This is a genomic window from Lactobacillus sp. N54.MGS-719 (assembly GCF_000980505.1).
GTDB lineage: Bacteria > Bacillota > Bacilli > Lactobacillales > Lactobacillaceae > Lactobacillus > Lactobacillus amylovorus.
Map to the genome: position 1 here is coordinate 1 of NZ_LARO01000095.1, position 1,656 is coordinate 1,656.

Consider the following 1,656-nt stretch of genomic DNA (forward strand, 5'->3'; position numbering starts at 1 on the left):
TTTTTCTACGTAAAGTCAAGCATAATAAGAAGTTTGGCTTCATTTTTTATTTAAATTTCAACTTAAATATCTTTTAGTGTCGATTTATTTTTTTAGTTAGACACGACAAATAAGCCCAGATCCATATCTGATTTTTGGGCTTAGCGTTATAATGTACTTGATCAATTAATTACGACTAAAGTCTTTTTGATTATGTGTGGCTACGTTGTAATCATATGGTTGATCATTGATAATCAGGGCATAAATGGTTCTGATTAGTTTATGAATTGAAGCAATAGCTATCTTTTTGAACCCTTTGGTTTGAGAGGATAGCTTTTTGCTTTCATAATAATCTGCTATATGACACGGATTTGTCTTAGCTGCATTATCAATTTGTCCAATAGCTCGATAAAGCAACTTACGTGCGACTGCATTGCCATGTTTAGTAATACTTAAATTAGAGTCCATTTCTCCTGACTGATATCTGCCTGGATCAATTCCGATAAAAGCATTGATTTTATTAGGATTACTAAATCTGCGTAAATCTCCTAACTCTGCTAAAACTCTGACTGCAGTGGTCTGTGCAAAGCCTGGAATGCTTTCTAGGTTTTCTAAGTCATGATTAGGCAAAGTTTTGGCGAGTTTAACCATTTTTGCAATTATACGTTGACGTTGATTGCTTAGATTAAGCAGTCTTCGGGCATAATATTGTGCTTGCTGGACTTCTATGTCAGAGCAAGAAACAACTGGATAAGCTAAATGAGCTAATTCAATAAGTTTATCTGTTGTCCTTTGTGCATGATTAAAAGCGATGCCTTTCAATTTCATCAACCAGTTAATAATTTGCTTTTTATCATCTTTTCTTACTAAATCACAATGAGGATAACGAGCAACTATTTGCCAATAATTCTTACCTCTAGCAATAGAAAATAAGTTTTCAATTTCGGGAAAGGTTGATTGTAGAGCTTGGTGAAGTCGATTTTTAGCTATTACCAAGTCACTTGTCAGCTGGTCATAGAAGCGGCTCAAAGCATTAAGCTGCTTATAAGTTTGGGATTCGCTTTGATTAACCGGATGGCGATAAAGTCTTTGAATTAAAGCTAAATGATAAGCATCAGTTTTATCGGTCTTGTTGTAGCGTAGCCCCATATTCATCTCTTTTTTGGCTTTAAGCGGATTAAGAACAACATATTCATAGCCGTAGTCTTCAAGAAAAGCCTGCAGTCTGCGTGAATAAACACCGGTAGCTTCAAAAATAATTTGTGGATGTTTAGAAAAAGCAGCCAGCTCATGAAGTAATTGAATAAAACCAGGACGATCATTGGTAATAGTAAGTTCATTTTTACTTTCACCAATTAGTTCGCAAACAGTAGAATTCGACTTGCTTACATCAATTCCAAAAGTAACTTGCATAATATAACCCCCTAAGCTCAAGTAGTAAAACGTATTTACTTAAGAAATCAGATCTAATTTTCTAAACTCGACATCTAAGTGTCCACATTCTTCGAAGAGACTCCTGAAAACTCAAGCAAAACTGCCAGTTTATTATGCGACATCAAGTGTCTAAAGCCCCGATGACATATAGTTTTACTACTACTTAAATTCTACAAGAGAATAAAAATAGTGAATCAATTATCCCGTCGGATAACTAATTCACTATTTAGCTTAGAATGTTTA

General features: G+C 34.5%; 1 protein-coding gene. It reads right to left on the reverse strand.

Going from position 1 to position 1,656, the window contains the following annotated elements; genetic code table 11:
* Positions 1-165 precede the first annotated feature (165 nt).
* Entirely contained in the window at positions 166-1,395 is a 1,230-nt protein-coding gene (locus WS44_RS09180) for an IS110 family transposase (RefSeq protein ID WP_288145739.1), read from the reverse strand.
* Between the last annotated feature and the right edge of the window lie 261 nt (positions 1,396-1,656).